The sequence below is a fragment of the Bradyrhizobium sp. AUGA SZCCT0169 genome (assembly GCF_018130085.1).
Taxonomy (GTDB): Bacteria; Pseudomonadota; Alphaproteobacteria; order Rhizobiales; family Xanthobacteraceae; genus Bradyrhizobium.
Genome location: NZ_JAFCMC010000008.1, coordinates 214,153 through 229,458, shown reverse-complemented (window position 1 = coordinate 229,458; position 15,306 = coordinate 214,153). Strand labels below are relative to the sequence as shown.

The 15,306-nt window shown below is 62.8% G+C and carries 18 protein-coding genes; 16 read left to right on the top strand and 2 right to left on the bottom strand.

What is annotated here, in order from left to right; genetic code table 11:
* Window positions 1-211: 211 nt before the first annotated feature.
* Complete coding sequence (locus JQ609_RS12870) at window positions 212-886, top strand: spermidine synthase (protein ID WP_212273686.1); 675 nt, start codon at window positions 212-214, stop codon at window positions 884-886.
* Window positions 887-999: 113 nt separating this feature from the next.
* On the opposite strand, the gene JQ609_RS12865 is transcribed toward JQ609_RS12870, so the two are convergent.
* On the bottom strand, window positions 1,000-1,461 hold the full coding sequence (locus JQ609_RS12865; RefSeq protein ID WP_212273685.1) for a nuclear transport factor 2 family protein: 462 nt from the start codon (window positions 1,459-1,461) through the stop codon (window positions 1,000-1,002).
* Between the two features lie 104 nt (window positions 1,462-1,565).
* Window positions 1,566-2,483, bottom strand: coding sequence for an alpha/beta fold hydrolase (locus tag JQ609_RS12860; RefSeq protein ID WP_212273684.1), 918 nt, complete (start codon window positions 2,481-2,483; stop codon window positions 1,566-1,568).
* Window positions 2,484-2,738: 255 nt separating this feature from the next.
* Between JQ609_RS12860 and JQ609_RS12855 the strand changes: the two genes are divergently transcribed.
* From JQ609_RS12855 to JQ609_RS12785, 15 genes are all read left to right on the top strand, one after another.
* The gene (locus JQ609_RS12855; protein ID WP_212273683.1) at window positions 2,739-3,119 is read left to right on the top strand and encodes a poly(R)-hydroxyalkanoic acid synthase subunit PhaE; all 381 of its coding nucleotides are present in this window, start codon (window positions 2,739-2,741) and stop codon (window positions 3,117-3,119) included.
* On the top strand, window positions 3,116-4,201 hold the full coding sequence (locus JQ609_RS12850) for an alpha/beta fold hydrolase (RefSeq protein WP_212273682.1): 1,086 nt from the start codon (window positions 3,116-3,118) through the stop codon (window positions 4,199-4,201). Before JQ609_RS12855 ends, JQ609_RS12850 begins: the two co-directional genes overlap by 4 nt.
* Window positions 4,198-4,791, top strand: coding sequence for a GNAT family N-acetyltransferase (locus JQ609_RS12845; protein WP_212273681.1), 594 nt, complete (start codon window positions 4,198-4,200; stop codon window positions 4,789-4,791). The genes JQ609_RS12850 and JQ609_RS12845 overlap by 4 nt, the downstream gene beginning before the upstream one ends.
* A 287-nt stretch (window positions 4,792-5,078) precedes the next feature.
* Window positions 5,079-5,555, top strand: a complete 477-nt coding sequence (locus JQ609_RS12840; RefSeq protein WP_212032347.1) for a phasin — start codon at window positions 5,079-5,081, stop codon at window positions 5,553-5,555.
* A 248-nt stretch (window positions 5,556-5,803) separates the two neighbouring features.
* Window positions 5,804-7,090: a DUF445 domain-containing protein gene (locus JQ609_RS12835; protein ID WP_212210611.1), complete on the top strand. Its 1,287-nt coding sequence runs from the start codon at window positions 5,804-5,806 to the stop codon at window positions 7,088-7,090.
* Window positions 7,091-7,279: 189 nt separating this feature from the next.
* Window positions 7,280-8,050 (top strand): triacylglycerol lipase, encoded by a 771-nt coding sequence (locus JQ609_RS12830; RefSeq protein WP_212273680.1) that lies wholly within the window; start codon window positions 7,280-7,282, stop codon window positions 8,048-8,050.
* 144 nt (window positions 8,051-8,194) lie between these two features.
* Window positions 8,195-9,064 carry a phenylacetic acid degradation operon negative regulatory protein PaaX gene (gene paaX / locus JQ609_RS12825; protein ID WP_212273679.1) on the top strand — a complete coding sequence of 290 codons (870 nt, stop codon included), beginning with the start codon at window positions 8,195-8,197 and terminating at the stop codon, window positions 9,062-9,064.
* Between the two features lie 75 nt (window positions 9,065-9,139).
* Window positions 9,140-10,132, top strand: coding sequence for a 1,2-phenylacetyl-CoA epoxidase subunit PaaA (gene paaA, locus JQ609_RS12820; RefSeq protein ID WP_212273678.1), 993 nt, complete (start codon window positions 9,140-9,142; stop codon window positions 10,130-10,132).
* Window positions 10,133-10,142: 10 nt separating this feature from the next.
* Window positions 10,143-10,430, top strand: coding sequence for a 1,2-phenylacetyl-CoA epoxidase subunit PaaB (gene paaB, locus JQ609_RS12815; protein WP_212210623.1), 288 nt, complete (start codon window positions 10,143-10,145; stop codon window positions 10,428-10,430).
* A 118-nt stretch (window positions 10,431-10,548) separates the two neighbouring features.
* Window positions 10,549-11,325 (top strand): 1,2-phenylacetyl-CoA epoxidase subunit PaaC, encoded by a 777-nt coding sequence (paaC, locus tag JQ609_RS12810; protein ID WP_212273677.1) that lies wholly within the window; start codon window positions 10,549-10,551, stop codon window positions 11,323-11,325.
* Window positions 11,319-11,822 (top strand): 1,2-phenylacetyl-CoA epoxidase subunit PaaD, encoded by a 504-nt coding sequence (paaD, locus tag JQ609_RS12805; protein WP_212273676.1) that lies wholly within the window; start codon window positions 11,319-11,321, stop codon window positions 11,820-11,822. The genes paaC and paaD overlap by 7 nt, the downstream gene beginning before the upstream one ends.
* 2 nt (window positions 11,823-11,824) lie before the next feature.
* Complete coding sequence (gene paaE, locus JQ609_RS12800; protein WP_212273675.1) at window positions 11,825-12,904, top strand: 1,2-phenylacetyl-CoA epoxidase subunit PaaE; 1,080 nt, start codon at window positions 11,825-11,827, stop codon at window positions 12,902-12,904.
* Window positions 12,905-12,991: 87 nt separating this feature from the next.
* The gene (gene paaI, locus JQ609_RS12795; protein WP_212273674.1) at window positions 12,992-13,444 is read left to right on the top strand and encodes a hydroxyphenylacetyl-CoA thioesterase PaaI; all 453 of its coding nucleotides are present in this window, start codon (window positions 12,992-12,994) and stop codon (window positions 13,442-13,444) included.
* Between the two features lie 26 nt (window positions 13,445-13,470).
* Window positions 13,471-14,802, top strand: coding sequence for a phenylacetate--CoA ligase PaaK (gene paaK / locus JQ609_RS12790; RefSeq protein WP_212273673.1), 1,332 nt, complete (start codon window positions 13,471-13,473; stop codon window positions 14,800-14,802).
* A 136-nt stretch (window positions 14,803-14,938) separates the two neighbouring features.
* Window positions 14,939-15,262 (top strand): GIY-YIG nuclease family protein, encoded by a 324-nt coding sequence (locus JQ609_RS12785; protein ID WP_212273696.1) that lies wholly within the window; start codon window positions 14,939-14,941, stop codon window positions 15,260-15,262.
* Window positions 15,263-15,306 lie beyond the last annotated feature (44 nt).

Below are 15,306 nucleotides of genomic sequence, written 5' to 3'. Positions count from 1 at the left end.
CCGAAGTGTCACAATATGAATCACACAAAATGCCGATTCGGGAATCCCCGACATCAGATGTGTGCATGCCCTAGGGCGAACGCCGGGACCCATACCGCGTGATCTATCGGTCTAAAAAAGCTGTTCGACGAGTCTTCGTAACCACCAGCATTTGTGGTTATGGGTCCCGGCCTTCGCCGGGACGACGAAAAAATCATGCTAGAACCCCCTCATGATTCCCTGGGAAAAGCTCGACACCGCACATATTCCCGGCACCGACGCGGAACTGCGCCTGATGCGGCGCGGCGCCGAGTTTTCCATCATGCTTGGCACCAACGAGCTGATGAACAGCCGGCTCAGTGGTTCCGAAGCCGCGCTCGCCACCCTTGCGGTCAAGAAGCTGGAAGCGAACAAGAAGCCGCATCTGCTGATCGGCGGACTGGGCATGGGCTTTACGCTGCGGGCCGCGCTTGCGGTGCTCGGTGCTGGGGCGCGGATCGTGGTGGCTGAACTGGTACCGGCTGTCGTTGCCTGGGGGCGGGGCCCGATGGCGGAGATTTTTGGCGGCAGCCTGAACGATACGCGCGTCAGCATTCAGGAAGTGGACGTCACCGAGATCATCCGGTCTTCGCGATCGAAATTCGATGCCATTCTGCTCGACGTCGACAACGGCCCCGAAGGTCTGACCCGCAAGGCCAATGATGGGCTCTACAGTTCAGCCGGATTGGGCGCGGCATATACGGCGCTGCGGCCCGGCGGCGTCCTCGCGGTCTGGTCGTCAGGTCCGAATCCGCCGTTCTCAAAACGGCTGCGTGCCGCCGGCTTCGATGTGAACGAGGTTGCCGTGCGCGCCACCGGAAGAGGCGGCGGCGCGCGTCATGTCATCTGGATCGCAACGAAGAGCTGAGTTTCGATTCGTAGGGTGGGCAAAGCGCAAGCGTGCCCACCATCTCTCCAGGTGATCCAAATAGCGAGGTGAGCACGGCGCAAGCGCGCCTTTGCCCACCCTGCAGCCCGCCCTCAGAACATCGTGTTGTTGTTTGCCGGATTCTCGGGGATCGGCTGGACGACGTCCCAATGCTCGACGATCTTGCCGTTCTCGAGCTTGAAGATGTCGATGATCGCGTTCCCTCTCGTGCCGGGTTCGCGAACGGCGTGGACATGCAGGATGACGTAATCGCCGTCCACGAACGAACGCTTGATCTCGCTGCGGGAGTTCGGGAATTTCTCGCGCAGGAATCCGATGAACTTGCGAAAACCCTCGGGACCGTCAGCGGCATTCGGATTGTGCTGGACATAGCGGTTGCCCATATAGGCGATCGCACCGTCGGCGTCTTTTTGGTTCAGGCCCTTCTCATAGAATTCGAGCACGGCTTTTCTGTTGGCTTCCTGCTGCGGCGAGGCGGCGTAGGCGGCGGGAGCGGCAAGGGCCAACAGAATGACGGCGGCTAACGCTGCGCGCGGCCGGAAAGCAAGATCCATGTTCGGGCTCCATGTGGCGATATCGGTGCGCCGTCTATAGGCCTCGGCCCTGTTGTGCGGAAGAGGGCACCCCGCGCTCACGAAGTTACCCGGAAGTAACCTGATCAAGCCGCCTTCGCCGCCGCGCCATGTGCGTGCTTGTCGATGGCATCGATGATCTGCGGCCACATCGGGATCGGCAGCGCGTGGCCCATGCCGTCGATCATGACAAGCTTTGCGCCGGGAATGGAGGCCGCGGTGTCCTTGCCGCCTTCAATCCGCACCAGCGGATCGACGGTGCCGTGGATGACCAGCGTCGGCGCTTTCACGGCACCAAGCCGCTCCTTGCGGCTGCCGGAGGCAAGCACCGCGCGCAGCTGGCGGCCGACGCCGGCCGGGTTGAGGCCGCGCTCGTAAGTGCGTTCGGCGCGCGAGCGGTCGGCCGCTTCGTCTTCCGGGAACGAGCCGACGCGCAGGATTTTCCAGGTTTTCGCAAACCGCTCGAAATACTCTTCCTTGGTCGCGGGCGGCGGCGCCATCAGCATGGCGGCGGCTTCGCGCGTCGGCCCCGGCACTTTTGGACTGCCCGTCGTCGACATGATCGAGGTCAGCGAGCGCACCCGCGCCGGAAACGAGATCGCGACTTCCTGCGCGATCATGCCGCCCATCGATGCGCCGACCAGATGCGCCGAATTGATGCCGAGCACATCCATCAGGCCGACCGTGTCCTTGGCCATGTCGATCAGTTTGTAGGGCGCGGCGACCGGGATCTTCAGGAATTTCAGCTTGAGCAGTTCGAGCGCGGTCAGTCGCTTGCCGCCGGTCATCCTTGAGGATTTGCCGATATCGCGGTTGTCGAAACGGATGACGCGAAAACCGCGCGCGGCAAGCTGGCGGCAGAAATCATCGTCCCAATGGATCATTTGGGCACCGAGACCCATGATCAGCAGCAGCGGTTCCGCGCCGGAATCGCCGAAGACTTCGTAGCAAATGTCGATGCCATTGGCGTGGGCGATCTGCGGCGGCTGATGGGCAAGCGTCACGGCGGCGGTCCTTTGTATCAGTCCTGCGATGGTACCTTGTTGGGGTCTTGTATGGCACGGTTTACCGCATCGCAGAAGGCTTTGCAGCTCACTGTTAACCAGTCCCTTGTTTTGGGCGCGTTTCCAGACGCGAACCGCTATCCACTTCGCTTGAAAACGCCATGTCGCCCGGTTGACCGCCACGCCGCAACGGTGTGGTATGGCGGAACAATATCCGAGGCGTGGCAAAGCGCTCGTAACCAAGGGAGGGCGCCTATGGCCGACAAGGGCAACGATCCTGCCGTGATCTGGCAGACGATGATCGGAGAGATGGAGAAGGGGTTCAACTCCTTTGCCAACCAGGCGATGGCTTCGCCCGAATTTTCCAAGGTGATGAACCAGGTCGGCGGCGCCACGGCGGGCGCGCAGAAGCAGCTCGGCGAGCTGATGGAGAAATATCTCGTCAGCATGAACTTGCCGAGCCGGGCGCAAATGGTCGGCATGGCCGAGCGCATCCAGGGCATCGAAGGCCAACTCAGCGAGATCAAGGCGATGCTGCACCAAATCCATCACAATTCGCTGGCGCCCGAGGGCGGCTTTGGCGCGGCGCGGCCACCGCGCACCAAGCGTCCCCCGTCGGAGGGAGAGCAAAAATGAACGCGCCCGCCGCAGCCCTCGATCTGGCGTCGATACCCGAGCGGATCCAGTCCGAGGTACAGCGCGCGATCCAGCGCAGCATCAAGGGCGTCGAATACATCTCCTCGTCGGGCCCCGCGCTGGGTTCGACGCCGAAGGACGTGTTGCTCAGCCGCGGCACGCTGAACCTCTATCACTATCGCCCGATCGCGGACGAAATCTACCGCGTGCCGATCCTGATCGTGATGGCGACCACCAATCGCGGCTACATCCTCGACATGGTGCCCGGCCAGAGTTTCATCGAATTCCTGCTCAAGCGTGGCTACGACGTTTACATGATGGACTGGACCGCGCCGAAGCCGGAGGAAAAATCGCTGCGGATGGAGGACTACGTTCTCGACTTCATCCCGGATTGCGTCCGCCGCGTGCAGCAGGATTCCGGCGAAACGGACGTCACCGTGATCGGCTATTGCTTCGGCGGCGTGCTGTCGCTGCTGTACGGCTCGATCTTCAACGACGGACCGATGAAGAATCTGATCTGCTTCACCACGCCGATCGACTTCCGCGAGATGAAGCTGTTCTCGAATTTCTCGAACCGACGCTATTTCGACGTCGATCGCCTCGTCGACAGCATCGGCAATGTGCCGCCGGAAATGATCCTGTCGTCGTTCGAAATGCTGCGGCCGGCGTCGCGCGCCGTCAGTCAGGTGAATTTGTGGGAGAACATCTGGAACGACGAATACGTCAAGGCCTACCGGATGATGGATCGCTGGGGCACGGACACCTTGCCGCTGGCCGGCGAATATTTTCGCGCCATTACCAAGGACCTGATGTGGGACAACAAGCTGTTCAACGACACCATGAGCGTCGGCGGCCGTGCGGCCAAAATTGCCGACATCAAGGTGCCGATCCTGCATGCGGTCGCCGAGCACGATCACATCGTGCCCTATGACGCGGCCAAGCACCTGATCGCCAAGGTCGGCTCGTCCGACAAGGAAGAGGTGATCCTGAAGGGCGGCCATGTCAGCGTCGTCGCCGGCGCCAACGCAATCAAGCGGCTGTGGCCGAAACTGGACAACTGGTTAGGTAAGAGATCAACATGAGCGAAACACGTTCCTATCCGCGCCACGCCAAGACCCACGCCGGCGAGATCGAATTCCGCCTGATGTCCCGCGCCGACGAGGCTGCGGTGCTTGCCTTCGCGCAAAAACTGCCGACCCATGATCTCTTGTTCCTGCCGCGCAACATCAGCCAGCCCAAGGTGCTGTCGGCCTGGATCAACGAGATCGAGCGCGGGCAGATCACGAGCCTCCTGGCGGTGAAAGGCGACGCGGTGGTCGGTTGCGGCACGCTGGTGCGCGACCCGCATTCCTGGTCCCCGCATGTCGGCGAGATCCGGATGGTGGTGTCCCAGGACGTGCGCGGGCAGGGCGTCGGCCGGGCGCTGTCGCAGGAGACCTTCGCGCTGGCGCTGGGTGCCGGGCTGGAAAAGCTCTCGGTGCAGATGACCGTCGACCAGCAGGCGGCGATCGCGCTGTTCGAGAGCCTCGGCTTCAAGGCCGAGGCCCTGCTGCGGGACCACGTCCGCGACGTCGGCGGCAAGAAGCACGACATCGTCGTGCTCGGGCACAATGTGGCGCAGGTCCGGGCGCAGCTGGAAGCCTTCGGGCTCCCAGGCGCCGTCCAACACTAAGCGCGCCGTCCAGCACTAGAACCGGCCGTCAAGCACTAAGCCCGCCGTCCAGCCCGGACTCAAAATCGGCGTGGGGCCTCGGCTATTCGTACGAGGCTAAGACTAAAGTGGAACTTTTGCCGGTTCCCTAGGCAAACCGCCTATCATTGAGGCTGATCACGTATTCGTGATATCGCGATGCAACATTGATGTTGCGTCGCACCATTAACTATGGCACAACGATCTCGCCCCGGGCCACTCCGGACGGGGTGAGCCCATAGCTCAAACCTGAGGATGGAGAGACCCCAATGACCACCGAAACCAATTCCGTGCTGAACACCGTCAAGGAAGCCTTCGCGCCCGTCACCGAGGCGTTCACCAAGCTCCAGAACCTGGAAGTTCCGGAAGCTGCCCGTGAGTTCGTGAAGAAGCAGGCCGAGACCGCGAAGGTTCGCGCCGCCGACATGCATGCCGGTTCCGAGAAGGTGACCGCCGCCATCGAGACCGCCGTTGCCGGTTCGGTTTCCGAGGCTGCCAAGATCAGCCGTAACATCCAGCAGGCGTTTTATCAGGACGCGGAAGCGTTCTTCGCCGGCATCGACAAGCTCGCTTCGGCCAAGTCGCTGAGCGAAGCCGCCCAGATCCAGTCGGACATGGTCCGTGCGCGTGGCGAAGTGTTCGTCTCGCGGGCGAAGGCCACCACCGAATATCTCGGCAAGCTCGTCGCCGACAGCGCCAAGACCGCTCAGGACAACTTCTCCAAGGTCTACAGCAAGACCGCCTGATAGCGATCTGCCAACTGCCCTTTTGGAAGGCCCGCTTAGGCGGGCCTTCTTTTTGTCTCCCACAGTTTGCGTTCCCCGGACGCAGTGCAGCGCGCACCGGTGCACTGCAGAGCCGGGGTCCATCGCCTGTGCATGGGTCCCGGCTCTGCGGAGCAGCGTGAAGAACGCTGCACCGCGTCCGGGACACGCAACTGCCGATGTGCGCAGCAGTTGAAAACGCTAAGCTTCGATTTCATTTGGAAGCTGTGATGACTGTCCCCGCCAAATTTTCATTCGACACGCCTGCCGACGCGCTGCGGGCTGCCGAACTGCGCCGTGTAAAGCTGCTGGCGACGCTGGTGCTGGCGGCGACGTTTGCGATCTTTATTGCGGCGAGGGCGCTGCTGCCGATCCATCCGGCGTTCGGCTTCGTCGCAGCCTTTGCGGAGGCCGCCACCATTGGCGGGCTGGCCGACTGGTACGCGGTCGTGGCCTTGTTTCGCAGGCCTTTGGGGCTGCCGATCCCGCACACCGCGATCATCCAGAGCAACCAGCACCGCATCGCCGACAAGCTCGGCGAATTCATCGAGCAGCATTTTCTGGAAGCGGCCCCGGTCGAAGCAAAACTCCGGCAGATCGATTTCGGTTCGTTCATCGCCGACTGGCTGCGCGACCGCAAGCGCAGCGAGGATCTCGCGCGCTTCGCACTGCGGCTGTTGCCCGAGGCGGTCGCGGCCACGGAGAATTCCGGCCTGATGACCTTCGTCAGCCGCCGCATCACCTCGCAATTGATGTCGATCGATCTTGCGCCGCTCGCGGCTGGCACGCTGCGCACCTTCGTGAAGGAAGGCCGGCACCAGGGCCTGCTCGACGACATCATGCGCGCGGTGCATCAATCGCTGACGCAGGCCGAGACCATGGCCATGATCCGCGAGAAGATCCGCGACGAATTGCCGACACTGCTGAAACTCTATCGCGCCGACAGGTTTCTGGTGAACAAGATCGTGGCGTCGGCGACCGCCTTCTTCGAGGAAGTGCGCAACGATCCCAAGCATCCGTTCCGCGACGAGTTCGACCGCATGGTGCTCACCTTCGTCGACCGGCTCGGCAGCGATCCGGCCTATGCCGAGCGCATCCAGGGGCTGAAGCGCGATCTCCTGGCGCGCCCCGAACTGAACAGCCTCGCGCGCCACATCTGGGAGAATGCGCGATCGTTCTTCGAGCGCAGCGCCTCAGGCGAGACGCAGGTGCTGGAGCAATATCTCGTGCGCATGTTCGTAACGGCCGGCGAGGCGCTGGCCGCCGACGCCGAGATGCGCGCCGAAATCAATCAGGGTCTGGTTGCGGTGCTTCGAAGTGTGGTCGCCGAACAAAAGAGCGGCGTTTCCACCTTCATCTCCGACCAGGTCAAATCCTGGGACATGGGGCAGTTGATTTCGCTGATCGAAATCAACATCGGCCGCGACCTGCAATACATCCGCTTCAACGGCTCGCTGATCGGCGGGCTTGCAGGATTGGTGCTTTACACCCTCGAGTACCTGCTGCGGCTCGTGTGACTATTTGATCACGTCTGCGCTTTTAATTGTCACAAGTGTGAAGTGGGCCGTTGAAAGAAGAATTCCGGTTCCTTAGCTTTTTACGAAATAATGTTGCGTTGCGGAACGATTCTACGAGGTGAGCATCTTCCCATTGAACCCTGGCCTGGCTGCCGAGACGCAAGGGGCTTGGCCTGAGAAGGAGATACGATGTCCGTTGCTACGCAGACGCTTCGTCCGCCGTCCAGAACCCTGATGTTTCTGGAGGGGCGGGCGATTTCCGAATTGGGCGCTTTCCTTGGTGCCTTGCCGCTCCTGAGTCTGGCGCCGAGAGGCGACGGGCATCCGGTGCTGGTATTGCCCGGCCTCGTTGCCTCCGACACCTCGACGCGTCCGCTGCGCAGCTTCCTCAGGAGCCGCGGCTACGCCGTCAGCGGCTGGCGCCAGGGCCGCAATCTCGGTCTGCGCCAGGGCGTGCAGCACGCGATGGTCGATCTCGTCCACGAATTGAACGACACCCACGGCCGCAAGGTCAGCCTCGTCGGCTGGAGCCTTGGCGGTCTTTACGCGCGTCAGCTCGCCAAGATGATGCCGGAGCGCGTGCGCTCGGTGATCACGCTCGGCAGCCCGTTCGCGGCCGGCCCGAAGGCGACCAACGCATGGCGCGTCTATGAGATGGCCAGCGGCCGCCGCGCCGACGAAGAGGACACGCGTTTCGGCGGGTCGCTGGCGGGCACGCCGCCGGTGCCGACCACCGCGATCTTCAGCCGCACCGACGGCATCTGCGCCTGGCAGGGCTGCATGGAGCAGACCACCGCGACGTCGGAGAGCATCGAGGTCGAGAGCAGCCATTGCGGCATGGGTCACCACCCCGCCGTGGTCTATGCGGTCGCCGATCGCCTGGCACAGCCGGAAGGCAAATGGGCGCCGTTCGACCGCAGCGGCTGGCGCAGCATGGTTTATCCGAACCCGGATAGGTAGTTGCTTCCTTACCTCTCCCCGCGCTTGCGGGGAGAGGTCGGATTGCGAAGCAATCCGGGTGACCCTCTCCCCGCAAGAGCGGGGCGAGGGGGAGGCGCGCACCGGCGTTTTCGTGAATCTGCAAAACGCGCTATGCCTTGACGCATGCCGCAGCCGCTTGCCCGCATTGTCGAACAGCTCAAGCGCGAACCGTCGCGCACCGGCTCGATCGTCATCACCGTGTTCGGCGACGCCATCGTGCCGCGCGGCGGTTCGGTGTGGCTCGGCACGCTGCTGGAGTTCTTTGCCGCGATCGACATCGACAGCGGCGTCGTCCGCACCGCGATGTCGCGGCTGGCGAGCGACGGCTGGCTTGAGCGCAACAAGGTCGGTCGCAACAGTTTTTACCGGCTCGACAAGAAGGGGCGGCAGACCTTCGATACCGCCACCAGGCACATCTACGATCCGCCGCCGTCCGACTGGACCGGGCGGTTTGAGCTGCTGCTGATCGGCAATGGCGGGGACCGCGATGCATCGCGCGATGCGCTGAAAAACGCCGGCTTCGGCAGTCCGCTGCCGGGCGTGTGGGTTGCGCCGTCAGGCGTGCCGGTTCCGGAAGAGGCCGCGGGTGCCATACGTCTGGAAGTCTCCGCCGAGGATGAGAGCGGCCGGCGTCTGCTCAGCGAAAGCTGGCCGCTTGAGCGCACCGCCGACGCCTATCTGAAATTCATGAAGACGTTCGAGCCGCTGCGCGCTTCGCTCGGCCGCGGCGAAGTCCTCTCCGACACCGATGCCTTCACCGCGCGGATCCTCTTGATCCACCATTACCGCCGCGTCGTGCTGCGCGATCCCCTGTTGCCGGCGCCGCTGTTGCCCAGGGACTGGCCGGGCAGGGCGGCAAGACGGCTCTGCGGCGAGATCTATCGCGGGCTGCTTTCGGCGTCGGAACAATGGCTTGACGACCATGCGACCAACGAAAACGGGCCGTTGCCGAAGCCGGGCGGGGCGCTGGCGCGCCGGTTCGACGGGACGTAAACATGTTACAAAAATAACTTGCATTTTGTTTTTTATGTTATATGTTGGAGGAAAGAACATACGGGGAGGTCGGCCATGTACACGCAGGCGCTCAATACGTCCGATGGCGATATCAGCCACATCGAGGACGCCGCACGTTCCGCAAACTTCCAGGCGCGCATCGATGCCGACGAGCGCATCGAGCCGAACGACTGGATGCCGGCGGCCTATCGCAAGACGCTGACGCGGCAGATTTCCCAACACGCGCATTCCGAAATCGTCGGCATGCTTCCCGAAGGCAACTGGATCACCCGCGCACCGTCGCTGCGCCGCAAGGCTGCGCTTCTCGCCAAGGTCCAGGACGAATGCGGCCACGGGCTTTATCTTTATGCCGCCGCCGAGACGCTCGGCACTTCCCGTGAAGAGCTGGTCGATTTGATGCTGGCGGGGAAAGCAAAGTATTCCTCGATCTTCAATTATCCGACGCTGACCTGGGCCGACATCGGCGCAATCGGCTGGCTGGTCGATGGTGCGGCGATCATGAACCAGATTCCGCTGTGCCGCTGTTCCTACGGACCCTATGCGCGCGCGATGATCCGCGTCTGCAAGGAAGAATCCTTCCACCAGCGCCAGGGCTTTGAGATCATGGTGACGCTGTCGAAGGGCAGCGAAGAGCAGAAGGCGATGGCGCAGAGCGCGCTCGATCGCTGGTGGTGGCCGGTGCTGATGATGTTCGGCCCGCCCGACAAGGCAAGCCAGCACAGCGACACTTCCACCAAGTGGAAGATCAAGCGTTTCTCCAACGACGAGCTGCGGCAGAAATTCGTCGACGCCACGGTGCCGCAGGCGCAGTTTCTGGGTTTAACGATTCCCGATCCCGGCATGAAGCAGAATGCCAACGGCAACTGGGAATACAGCGCGATCGACTGGGAAGAGTTCAATCAGGTGCTCGCCGGCAACGGCCCCTGCAACCGCGACCGGCTGGCGGCGCGGCGCAAGGCGCATGACGATGGCGCCTGGGTGCGCGAGGCGGCGCTGGCCTATGCCGAAAAGCGCAAGCAGCGCATGCACGCGCAAGCCGCGGAATAGGGAGAGCGCCATGGCCACGCCGAATACGCCGCTCTGGGAAGTCTTCATCCGCAGCCGCAACGGGCTCGCGCACAAGCATGTCGGCTCGCTGCATGCCGCCGACACCACGCTGGCGTTGCAGGCCGCGCGCGACATCTACACCCGCCGCGGCGAGGGACTCTCGATCTGGGTGGTGCCGTCGAACGCGATCACGGCATCCGATCCCTCCGAGAAGGGCATGATGTTCGAGCCCGCGGAATCCAAGATCTATCGGCACCCGACGTTTTACGACGTGCCTGACGAAGTCGGGCATATGTGATTGTCATCCGTCATTGCGAGCGCAGCGAAGCAATCCACCGCGCCGCAAAGGGATAGAATGGATTGCTTCGCTGCGCTCGCAATGACGACGAGAGTATCGCGCAAGCAGGATAGGCAAAATGGCAGTCGCATCCATCTCAGTCTCCGAAACCCCGCTGGTGCTCTACACCCTGCGCCGCGCCGACGATGCGCTGATTTTGGGCCATCGGCTGTCGGAATGGTGCGGCCACGCCCCTGCCATGGAAGAGGACATGGCGCTCGCCAATATGGGTCTCGACCTGCTCGGCCAGGCCCGCGAGCTTTATGCTTACGCCGCCAAGGTCGAGGGCCGGGATAACGACGAGGACAAATTCGCCTATCTGCGCGATGTCAGGCAGTACCGCAATCTGCTGCTGCTGGAACAGCCGAACGGCGATTTCGCGCGGACCATGGCGCGGCAGTTCTTCTATGCGGCCTTCGCCGATCTCTATTGGCGCGCGATGATGCAATCCAGCGATCCGACGCTGGCGGCGATCGCGGCGAAGTCCGAAAAGGAAAGCGCCTATCACGTCAGGCATTCGTCCGAATGGATGGTGCGGCTCGGTGACGGCACCGAGGAAAGCCACCGCCGCGCGCAGAGCGCGATCGACGATCTCTGGGCCTATACCGGCGAGATGTTCCATTTCGACGACAGCGAGCGCGGTCTGATCGACGCCGGCATCGCGATTGAGCCCGCCAAATTGCACGCGCCATGGCTCAAGACCGTGTCCGGCGTCGTCAATGAGGCGACATTGGCGTTGCCGCAGAACAATTGGATGCAGCGTGGCGGCCGCGACGGCCGGCACAGCGAACATCTCGGCCATCTGCTCAGCGAATTGCAGTCGCTGCCGCGAACCTTCCCGGGGGCGAGATGGTGACCGTCATGCTCCGCGATGCCGATTTGCGCCGGCGCGCCTGGGATGCCGCCGCGCAAGTGGTCGATCCCGAGATTCCGGTGCTGACCATCGCCGATCTCGGCGTGCTGCGAGAGGTTGCGGTCAGCGACGGCCATGTCGAGATCGCGATCACGCCGACCTATTCCGGCTGCCCCGCCATGAACATGATCGCGCTCGAAATCGAACTGGCGCTGGAGCGCGCCGGCATCGCGCGGCCCAAAATCCGCACCGTGCTGTCACCGGCCTGGACCACCGACTGGATGAGCGAGGAGGGCCGGCGCAAGCTCCGGGAATACGGCATCGCACCGCCGCAGGCGTCAAGTTCGCGCCGCGCGCTGTTCGGTGAGCAACAGGTGTCGTGCCCGCAATGCGGCTCGGGAAATACGGAGTTGTTGTCCGAGTTCGGTTCGACCTCCTGCAAAGCGCTGTGGCGCTGCAAGAGCTGCCGCGAGCCGTTCGACTATTTCAAGTGTCATTGATCATGTCCCTCACACCCCGTTTCCATCGTCTTGCCGTCAACGACTTGCGCCGCGAAGCGTCGGATGCGGTGTCGCTGACTTTTGCGATACCTGCGGAGCTGACCAAAGATTACAGCTTCTCGCCCGGTCAATATCTGACCCTGCGCACAACCATGGACGGCGAGGAAGTCCGCCGTTCCTATTCGATCTGTTCCGGCCCCGACGACGGTGAATTGCGCATCGCGGTGAAGAAGGTCGATGGCGGTGCGTTTTCGAATTGGGCTGCGGATGAATTGAAAGCCGGCGACGAGCTCGACGTGATGACGCCGACCGGCCGCTTCGGCGTCGCGCATGCGCCCGATCAGGCGCGGATCTATGTCGGCTTTGCCGCGGGATCGGGCATCACGCCGATCCTGTCGATCGTCAAGGGCGTGCTGGCGCGCGAGCCGAACAGCCGCTTCTTCCTGTTCTACGGCAACCGCTCGACATCGAGCATGCTGTTCCGCGAGGCGCTGGAAGAACTGAAGGACCGCTTCATGCAGCGGTTCTCCGTCTTTCACGTGATCTCCGGCGAGGAGCAGGACATCCCGATCCTGCACGGCCGGCTCGACGGCGAAAAGGTTCGCGTGCTGCTGCGCTCGCTGGTGCCGGCGTCGAGTGTCGATCACGTCTTCGTTTGCGGCCCGCTGGGCATGAGCGAGGACATCGAAAACACCTGCCGCGAGATAGGCATTGCCGAGGATCGCATTCACGTCGAGCGCTTCGTCTCCGAGTTTGGCGGCAAGCCACGCGCCAAAAAGATCGTCGAAACAACAGCGCCGCCGAAGGCGCTGGCCTCGCTCGTGATCGACGGGAAGCGCCGCGAGGTGCCGGTCGCCGAGGACGAATCCATTCTGGACGCCGCGCTCCGCGCCGGTATGGACCTGCCGTTCGCATGCAAGGGCGGCATGTGCTCGACTTGCCGCGCCAAGCTGGTCGAGGGCGATGCCCAGATGGAAGTGAACTATTCGCTGGAGCCGTGGGAGCTGAAGGCGGGGTTCATCCTCACCTGCCAGGCGCGGCCGGTGTCGGATAGGGTCGTGGTGGATTACGACCATGTGTGAACAACGCCGTCGCGTTTGACGGTGCGACGGCTAGACTACCCGAATGAAAGAGGCCGGTTGCAACAGGCCGACGACAGGGAGACCGCAGTGAACGTCAATGCCACGCTTTCGCCCGACGACCTCGCGCGCGCCTGTGCGGACGCGATGTGGAAGGAGGACGACGCCAGCAAGGGCCTCGGCATGCAGATCGTCGAGATCGGGCCCGGCCGGGCGACGCTGTCGATGACGGTCAGGCCTGACATGGTCAACGGCCAGCGCATCGCCCATGGCGGTTTCATCTTTACGCTGGCGGATTCCAGTTTTGCCTTTGCCTGCAACACCCATAACGAGCGCGCGGTCGCGGCGCAGTGCCATGTCACCTTCATCCGGCCCGGCAAGCTCGGCGATGTGCTGGTGGCGAGCGCGCGCGAGATCTCGCGCAGCGGCAGATCGGGCATCTACGATGTGCAGGTCACCGCCGGTGGCGTTGTGATCGCGGAATTCCGCGGCCATTCCCGCACCATCGGTGGTGCGTGGTTGCCCGGTACCACGATAAAATAACAAAACGATCTTTGAGGAAACACGCGATGGCTTCGAGCAAGCTTCATTCCAGTGCAGGCGGCTACCGCGCCGAGTTGGACGCCGCGGAGCGCGCTTCCCGCGATGAGATCATGGCGCTGCAAACAAAACGTCTCGCCTGGTCGCTGGCGCATGCCTACGACAACGTCGCGCACTACAAGAAGGCGTTCGACAAGGCCGGCGTGCACCCCGGCGATTTCAGGCAACTTTCCGATCTCGCCAAATTTCCGTTCACGGTCAAGACCGACTTGCGCGACAATTACCCGTTCAACATGTTCGCGGTGCCGCGCGAGAAAATGGTCCGCGTCCATGCCTCATCGGGCACGACCGGCAAGCCGATCGTGGTCGGCTACACGCAGGCCGATATCGACGTGTGGTCGGACGTGATGGCGCGTTCGATCCGCGCCGCCGGCGGCCGCACCGGCATGATCATGCACAACGCCTATGGCTACGGCCTGTTCACCGGCGGCCTTGGCGCGCATTACGGCGCCGAGAAACTCGGCTGCACCGTGGTGCCGGTGTCCGGCGGCATGACCGAACGGCAGGTGCAACTGATCAACGATTTCAAACCCGACATCATCACGGTGACGCCGAGCTACATGCTGGCGATCCTGGACGAGTTCAAGAAGCAGAAGCTCGACCCTCGCGCATCCTCGCTCAAGTTCGGCATCTTCGGCGCCGAGCCCTGGACCAACGCGATGCGCGTGGAGATAGAGCAGGCCTTCGACATGGACGCGACCGACATTTACGGCCTGTCGGAAGTGATCGGCCCCGGCGTCGCGCAGGAATGTGTGGAGACCAAGGACGGCCTGCATATCTGGGAAGACCATTTCTACCCCGAAGTGATCGACCCCGAGACCGGTGCGGTGCTGCCGGATGGCGAAAAGGGCGAGCTGGTGTTCACCTCGCTGACCAAGGAAGCCTTTCCGATCATCCGCTACCGCACCCGCGACCTGACGCGGCTGCTGTCGGGCACGGCGCGCCCTAGCATGCGGCGGATGGAAAAGGTCACGGGTCGCTCCGACGACATGATCATCCTGCGCGGGGTCAACGTGTTTCCGACCCAGATCGAAGAGGCTCTGCTCGCGACCGACTGGTGCGGCGGACATTTCATCATCGAACTGACGCGCGAGGGCCGCATGGACGAAATGACTGTGCTGGCGGAAGCCCGTCCCGAACATTGGGACGGCAGCGGTCTGCCCACGCATACGGAGAAAGTCGCAACCTTCATCAAGAACACCATCGGCATCACCGCCCGCATCAAAGCCGTCGCCCCCGAGACCCTGGAGCGATCGCTGGGAAAGGCGAAACGTGTTTACGACAAGCGCCCGAAGGGGTAGCTCTTTCTCCTCATGGTGAGGAGGCGCCCTGGCGCCGTCTCGAACCATGAGGCCCGGATGGTGGCCTCGCCCTTCGAGACGCGGCGAAGACGCCGCTCCTCAGGGTGAGGGGTGAAAGCGGTGAATGGGGATCGGCATGGAAGAGGGCGCCTTTCTTTATATCCTGCGTTGCTCTGACGGGAGCTTCTATATCGGTGTAACGCGCACGACGCTGGATATACGTTTGGCTCAGCATAACGCCGGAGCATTGGGCGGCTACACCGCTACTCGCCGGCCGGTGTCGTTGGTATTCTCGCAGTGGTTCGACCGGATCACCGACGCCATCGAGAACGAGCGCAAGCTCAAGAAATGGAGTCGGGCGAAGAAGGAAGCCCTTGCAAGAGGTGATTTCGCATCTTTACGGCAACTTTCAGCGCGCAGAACGCCGCATCCTTCGAAGCGACAGCCGACAACGTGCTGACAATTCTCTTGAACTCAGCATTCAGTCCGGTAGTCATGGTGCCT

Coding starts and splice junctions, on each gene's coding strand:
- JQ609_RS12870 (WP_212273686.1), top strand. CDS start 212: ATGATTCCCTGGGAAAAGCTCGACACCGCACATATTCCCGGCACCGAC.
- JQ609_RS12865 (WP_212273685.1), bottom strand. CDS start 1,461: ATGGATCTTGCTTTCCGGCCGCGCGCAGCGTTAGCCGCCGTCATTCTG.
- JQ609_RS12855 (WP_212273683.1), top strand. CDS start 2,739: ATGGCCGACAAGGGCAACGATCCTGCCGTGATCTGGCAGACGATGATC.
- JQ609_RS12850 (WP_212273682.1), top strand. CDS start 3,116: ATGAACGCGCCCGCCGCAGCCCTCGATCTGGCGTCGATACCCGAGCGG.
- JQ609_RS12845 (WP_212273681.1), top strand. CDS start 4,198: ATGAGCGAAACACGTTCCTATCCGCGCCACGCCAAGACCCACGCCGGC.
- JQ609_RS12840 (WP_212032347.1), top strand. CDS start 5,079: ATGACCACCGAAACCAATTCCGTGCTGAACACCGTCAAGGAAGCCTTC.
- JQ609_RS12835 (WP_212210611.1), top strand. CDS start 5,804: ATGACTGTCCCCGCCAAATTTTCATTCGACACGCCTGCCGACGCGCTG.
- JQ609_RS12830 (WP_212273680.1), top strand. CDS start 7,280: ATGTCCGTTGCTACGCAGACGCTTCGTCCGCCGTCCAGAACCCTGATG.
- paaX (WP_212273679.1), top strand. CDS start 8,195: ATGCCGCAGCCGCTTGCCCGCATTGTCGAACAGCTCAAGCGCGAACCG.
- paaA (WP_212273678.1), top strand. CDS start 9,140: ATGTACACGCAGGCGCTCAATACGTCCGATGGCGATATCAGCCACATC.
- paaB (WP_212210623.1), top strand. CDS start 10,143: ATGGCCACGCCGAATACGCCGCTCTGGGAAGTCTTCATCCGCAGCCGC.
- paaC (WP_212273677.1), top strand. CDS start 10,549: ATGGCAGTCGCATCCATCTCAGTCTCCGAAACCCCGCTGGTGCTCTAC.
- paaD (WP_212273676.1), top strand. CDS start 11,319: ATGGTGACCGTCATGCTCCGCGATGCCGATTTGCGCCGGCGCGCCTGG.
- paaE (WP_212273675.1), top strand. CDS start 11,825: ATGTCCCTCACACCCCGTTTCCATCGTCTTGCCGTCAACGACTTGCGC.
- paaK (WP_212273673.1), top strand. CDS start 13,471: ATGGCTTCGAGCAAGCTTCATTCCAGTGCAGGCGGCTACCGCGCCGAG.
- JQ609_RS12785 (WP_212273696.1), top strand. CDS start 14,939: ATGGAAGAGGGCGCCTTTCTTTATATCCTGCGTTGCTCTGACGGGAGC.